Source organism: Pirellulales bacterium, from assembly GCA_035939775.1.
Classification (GTDB): Bacteria; Planctomycetota; Planctomycetia; order Pirellulales; family DATAWG01; genus DASZFO01.
The window spans coordinates 1-5,521 of sequence record DASZFO010000026.1 but is presented as its reverse complement, the minus strand read 5'-3'; the positions used below and the strand labels follow the sequence as shown (position 1 = coordinate 5,521).

Sequence of the window (5,521 nt, the reverse complement as noted above, 5' to 3'; positions counted from 1 at the left end):
TAGCGTTTCTTTTCCGGGCCGCGTGATAGCAAGGTTGTAGAGGACGATGGTTAGGATTTATTCAGCGGCCCGCGAGAGATTTGTTAGGAGTCGATGAGATATGGCCGCGAGATCGATCTCCGCAGTCGGTTGCAACTTACGTCAAGCGAGCCGCAACCGTCGGGGCATTCTGCGAAGATAAGCGATCGACTGGGCCGGCCGCCGCCATCGTCCCAAAAGAAGAGCCACGCCGTGCATGAATGCACGGCGTGGCTTGCTTCAGGCTCGAATTGCGGGAGAAAACTGTCCTTCGAGTGAAAGAAAACAGAAACTGCCCGGATCAAGATCGCCGCTTCAGGAACGACACCGAAAGGCCGACCAGCGACAAGGCCGCCAACGCTATCGTCGATGGCTCCGGAACGGCGGCGCTGATCGTGACGTTGTCGAATCGCCAGTTGCCGGAGTTGTTATTCAGGGGCGTTCCTTTGGCGCTGATATTGTCCGCGCCGGTGGATGCGTTCACCATTTCAATCGCGAAGTTCGGATTGCCTGCCGCTAGAGGGTCGTTGATCGTCGCGGCTAAGCCGGGGAACCAGCCCTGCCCCGCGCCGCCTGTTATGCTGACATACGATCCGATCACCGTGTTGGGCGAAGTAACGTTGTTCAACGCGGCCAGACCGGCGTCGGACGCGTTCAGGGTGATCGGCAGGTTAGTAAAAGTGATGCCGTTATCAGTGTATCTCAGTTGCAGATTGGCCTCGCCCTGATTGGTCGCATACCAATCGAAGCCGACGTTGATCGGACCCTTGACGCCGACGGTGCTCGCGGAGAATACGGCCCCCTGAGTGCCGATCGGTGCGAGGCTTGACCATCCATTGGCGGCGCCGCCGGTGGGACCGGCCTGAGCGCGGACGCGCCAAATCTGACTGAGATTCGCGTTGCCGTTGACGCCAGTGTCTCCAGTCGCGCCCTGCAAGATATCGTCGCTGGTCACGCCCACCTGGGGCGTGGGATAAATATCCATGCCGATCGAACTGGCCGTGCCGACGCCGGTGGACGGCGTGGGGCTGTTATTGTAAGGGGGAGCGCCAGTGACCGGCTGATTCTCAAACGTCCATTGCGTTATCGTGCCGCCGTAGGCGGGAGCGATCATGAGGGCGGAAGCGATAACGACCAATCCAAGGCAAGTTGTAAATCTCATCACTAGCGTCTCCTTCTCGTGAGGTGCATGGACTTCGGGGCGAATGTCGGTGCGCCTGGGACTTAGAGCCTATCCGAGAACCGCCGGGGACTGTCCCCTTTTGTGGTCCCCCTCTCCGCAGGCGGTTCTTGGATAGGCTCCTAGCAGGCGTGCCGGCACGGCAAGTTCTAGCCGACGCCCGTTAAGATTTCGCGAGCGTGCGCCGAGATGTTGGTTAGCTCTTGATGAGCGCCTAACAAATCCGGCGGGGACTGTCCCCTTTTTGCGGAGTCCCCGGAGCAAAACGGGGACTGTCTCCTTCTCCCAGCCGGATTTGTTAGGCGCTCTTTGTGAGCAACCTGGCGGAGAACCACAGGCCGGCAGCCACGAGAGCCAGCAGAACTGTCGAAGGCTCGGGAACGGAGCCGCCGGCGGAAGAAAAGTTGCTGCTCGATGCTCCGGAAAAGATACTCGCCGCAGAATCTGCGCCCGAAGTCGGCAGAGCGGTTCCTTCGCCGCCGGTCAGGCCTGCCGCAAATGGCTGGCTCGATTGTTCGAGCGAGCCGATCAGGCTGTCGGCCAGGGGATTGCCCGAGGCATCGCTCGGGCGGATCGCGACCGTGGCCTTGCTCGTGGACGTACCGCCGATGATCAGCGCGGATTGCACGATGGAATTCACGGTCAGATCGCTGCCGGCATCGACCGTAAGGTTTCCAGTGCCGGTGACGGCGCCCAATTGTTGATTCGTGCCCGATATCAGCAGTCCTCCGCCAGCGAGAGTGCTGCTGTTCGTCACATTGACTCGCGCCGCCCCGTTGGCGAGCGCTGAAACGGAGCCGGCCAGTTCCAGCGTCGCGCCGGCGGCGAGGGTGGCCGTCACCCCGGTTCCAATCGTCGCGGTCCCCGTCGTCAGGTTGAACTTGACGGCGCCGCCGTTGACGGCCAACGAACTATTGTTTCCAAACGTCGGGGCGCCGCCGATCACTAGCGTGCCGACGTCGGTTTTCGTCAAGGTCGCCGAGGCGGGAATTCTCAGCGTCCCTCCGACCGTGAGCGGCGATGCCGCCGCGTTGCTTACGCGCCAAGTTTGACTTCCGCCCAGCGACACCGCCGCATTGATCGTATGGGCGGCCGACCCGGCTTGCACCGTCAGACCATCCGCGCCGATCGTGAGCGTGTTGCCGCCGCCGATCGTCACGGAGGTTGTGGCGTTCGACGTGAACGCGAGCCCCTTGATCGAGAAATCGCCGCCGAGCGTCGTATTCAAGTTTGCCGCGCCGCTGGCGATGAAGAAAACATCCGTCGATGCGCCCGGCGCGATGTGGGTATCCGTCGTGCCGGCCGAATCGATCGTCCAATTGGTCACGCCGGTCTGGAAATTGTCGGTCGTCCAATTGGCGTCAACCGAGCCGCGCCAATAAGCCGTGGGCGGCAGAATCGTGATCGACCCGTTTTGATCGGTGGTCGCAATCGGCAAGTTGTTTTGGTCAAACAACACGGTTCCGACGACGTCTTGCGGAGGCGAATAGGCGACGAAGGTCAGCGGATAGAAGCCAGTCGCCCCCGCCGGCACCGACGCAGTCACTGAGAGCAGCCCGGCCCCGTCGCCGAGCGTCGGAACGGTTGACTCGGCGTTGTCAGTTCCTTGAATCGTTCGCCCCGAATTGACAGCTTTCTCGGTCGGCGATTGGCCGGGAAAGATATAGGGGTGAACCGTCGGCGTGGTGTTTGAGCCCGAGTTCGGCGATGGTTGCGGAAACGTCACGCTCGAGAAAGACGGGAGCTGGATTTCGACGTTGAATGCTCCCACTTGCGTCTGGGGCGAGGCGGTGCTTTGCACCCACACCTCGAATATGCCCGATTGAGTCGACGTCGAGTAGGGAAGCGAAATGCTCGGCGCTGTGATCGTGATCGCGGCGCGCGCCGCCCCCGGCAGCAGCGCCGTGAAAATGGCCGCCGCGCGCAAGTGCCGACAGATGCCGGACGGCTCCCAGCGCTGCCAATCGAACATCGTTGAACTCAGTTCCGCTTCTAAAAAGACTCGGCGACAAGCCGCCGGCACCCTGACCCTCCATTATGGCCAGTTTTTCCGCAAACCGATACCAATTTGACGGAAAAACTCCGGCAGGGGCCCCCTTCGATTTGAAATCTCAACTCTTAGAGTTGAGATTCCGGAGCGACTCTACTCATCGCCTTGCACTTGCATCGATGGTCTCGACCGATATACTTACGGTTTCCAACTTTGCTGTCCGTAAGACGTTAAAGCGAACTGAGGGGTGCGATGGCGCGACATTGTGAGATTTGCGGCAAAGGGCATGCGATGGGCAACTCCGTGACGACCCGCGGCAAGGCCAAATACTTGGGGGGCGTGGGCACGAAGGTCACCGGGATCGCCCGCCGGAAGTTCAAGCCGAACTTGCAGCGGCTGCGGGTGACCGTCGGCCATGGCACGAGTACGACCAAGCTGGTGTGCACCCAATGCATTCGCAGCGGCCGGATCACCAAGCTGGTCCGCCACGCGCCGTTCAAGCTCTCTCAAGCGGATAAACCAAAGACCGCGGCCAAGGTCTGATTCGTCACGGCGCTCTCGGTCCCAGGCTCTGCCTGGGGCCGCGCTGACGACGAGGCTCTGCCTGACCATCCGTGGCGGACGCTGGCAGCGTCGGCCACATGCCGTTTCTTCCGATTGACCGACCGAAGGAATTTGCCATGAGCCTAACTCGCGAAGATGTGGAAAAAGTGGCGCTGCTCGGCCGCTTGCGGCTCACGCCCGAGGAACTCGACAAGATGACTGCCCAACTCGGGGCGATCGTCGGCTACGTCGATCAATTGGCGGAGCTGAACACCGACGATGTCGAGCCGATGGCGCATGCCGTGGAATTGACGAATGTCTTTCGACCGGACGAGGAGCGCCCCAGCCTCCCGCGCGCCGAGGCCCTGGGCAACGCCCCGCATCAGGATGGTGAATACTATCTCGTTCCCGCCGTGCTAGGTGATTGAGCGATTGTTTGGGACGACTAACAAATCTGCCGGGAGAAGGGGACAGTCCCCGTTTTGCTCCGCGGACGGCCCAAAAAGGGGACAGTCCCCGCCGGATTTGTTAAGCGTTCTTCGCCGGGAGCCAACGGCGACCGAGTGCCGCCGTTTTCATCGCCGTTGGCTCCGGGTTATACGATGCGACGTTGTCCTTCGCAGGTGAATCCCATGTCGCTGATTCAGTCCAGTGCGACGGAACTCCTGGCGAGATTGAACGCCGGTGACGTGACATCGGTCGACGTCACTCGGGCGTATCTCGAGGAGATCGCGCGCTGGGACCCGTTGGTCAAGGCCTTTCTGCGGAGCGATGCCGAGGCGGCGTTGGCGCAAGCGGCGGATGTGGACCGTCGCCGCCGCGAGAAGAAATTGGTTGGCCGTTTGGGCGGCTTGCCGGTCGCCGTGAAAGATCTGCTGTGCGCCAAGGGGGAGCTGACGACCTGCGGCTCGCGGATGCTCGAGAATTTCCGCCCGCCGTACGATGCGACCGTGGTCGCCAAGCTGCGCGCGGCCGACGCCGTCTTCATTGGCCGCACGAATCTCGACGAATTCGCGATGGGGGGCTCGAACGAGAATTCCGCCTTCTTTCCCACGCGAAATCCCTGGGACCTCGAGCGAATTCCCGGCGGCTCCAGCGGCGGGGCGGCGGCCTGCGTCGCCGCCGGCATGGCGCCCCTCTCGATCGGCACCGACACTGGCGGCTCGATCCGCCAGCCCGCGGGTCTCTGCGGCGTCACGGGTTTGAAACCGACCTATGGCCGAGTGAGCCGTTACGGGCTAGTCGCATTCGCCAGCAGCCTGGACCAGATCGGCCCGCTGGCGCGCAGCGCCGAAGGCGCGGCGCTGCTCTTGGATGTGATCGCCGGCCACGATCCGCACGATTCGACTTCGATCCCGACGCCGGTGCCCCCGTACACCGAAACAGTTCGCGTGCCGCTCGAAGGGCTGCGGCTGGGGTTGGTGCGCGAGCATTTCGGCCCCGGCTTGGATGGCGAAGTGGAATCGGCCGTGCGCGAGGCGATTCAGGTTTATGAATCGCTCGGGGCGAAGGTCGTCGAGTTGTCGATGCCGCATGGCAAATACGGCGTGGCGACGTATTACATCATCGCCCCCAGCGAGGCCTCGAGCAATCTGGCGCGGTACGATGGCGTGCATTACGGCTATCGGACCGACGAAGCGGCAATGATCGAGGAGTTGGCCGACGAGCGGCGCGAACTCGTCTTGGCCGGCAAGCACGCCGAGGCCGAGGAACTCGACAACCCGCTGGTGCGGATGTATCGCCGCAGCCGGGCCGAAGGGTTCGGGCCGGAAGTGAAACGGCGGATCATG

At 62.3% G+C, this 5,521-nt stretch carries 5 protein-coding genes; 3 read left to right on the top strand and 2 right to left on the bottom strand.

The features are described from left to right. Positions 1–319 precede the first annotated feature (319 nt). Complete coding sequence (locus VGY55_01150) at positions 320–1,180, bottom strand: PEP-CTERM sorting domain-containing protein (protein HEV2968561.1); 861 nt, start codon at positions 1,178–1,180, stop codon at positions 320–322. A 316-nt stretch (positions 1,181–1,496) separates the two neighbouring features. Then, complete coding sequence (locus tag VGY55_01145; GenBank protein ID HEV2968560.1) at positions 1,497–3,170, bottom strand: hypothetical protein; 1,674 nt, start codon at positions 3,168–3,170, stop codon at positions 1,497–1,499. 270 nt (positions 3,171–3,440) lie between these two features. Between VGY55_01145 and rpmB the strand changes: the two genes are divergently transcribed. The 3 genes from rpmB to VGY55_01130 form a co-directional block, all read left to right on the top strand. After that, positions 3,441–3,731, top strand: coding sequence for a 50S ribosomal protein L28 (gene rpmB / locus VGY55_01140; protein ID HEV2968559.1), 291 nt, complete (start codon positions 3,441–3,443; stop codon positions 3,729–3,731). A gap of 137 nt (positions 3,732–3,868) precedes the next feature. Then, positions 3,869–4,159, top strand: coding sequence for an Asp-tRNA(Asn)/Glu-tRNA(Gln) amidotransferase subunit GatC (gene gatC / locus VGY55_01135; protein HEV2968558.1), 291 nt, complete (start codon positions 3,869–3,871; stop codon positions 4,157–4,159). A gap of 204 nt (positions 4,160–4,363) precedes the next feature. Continuing rightward, the coding region (locus VGY55_01130; GenBank protein ID HEV2968557.1) for an amidase family protein at positions 4,364–5,521 on the top strand (1,158 nt) is incomplete at its 3' end.

Bases quoted from the DNA above. Each gene is read 5' to 3' on its own strand.
- VGY55_01150 (HEV2968561.1), bottom strand. From the start codon at position 1,180: ATGAGATTTACAACTTGCCTTGGATTGGTCGTTATCGCTTCCGCCCTC.
- VGY55_01145 (HEV2968560.1), bottom strand. From the start codon at position 3,170: ATGTTCGATTGGCAGCGCTGGGAGCCGTCCGGCATCTGTCGGCACTTG.
- rpmB (HEV2968559.1), top strand. From the start codon at position 3,441: ATGGCGCGACATTGTGAGATTTGCGGCAAAGGGCATGCGATGGGCAAC.
- gatC (HEV2968558.1), top strand. From the start codon at position 3,869: ATGAGCCTAACTCGCGAAGATGTGGAAAAAGTGGCGCTGCTCGGCCGC.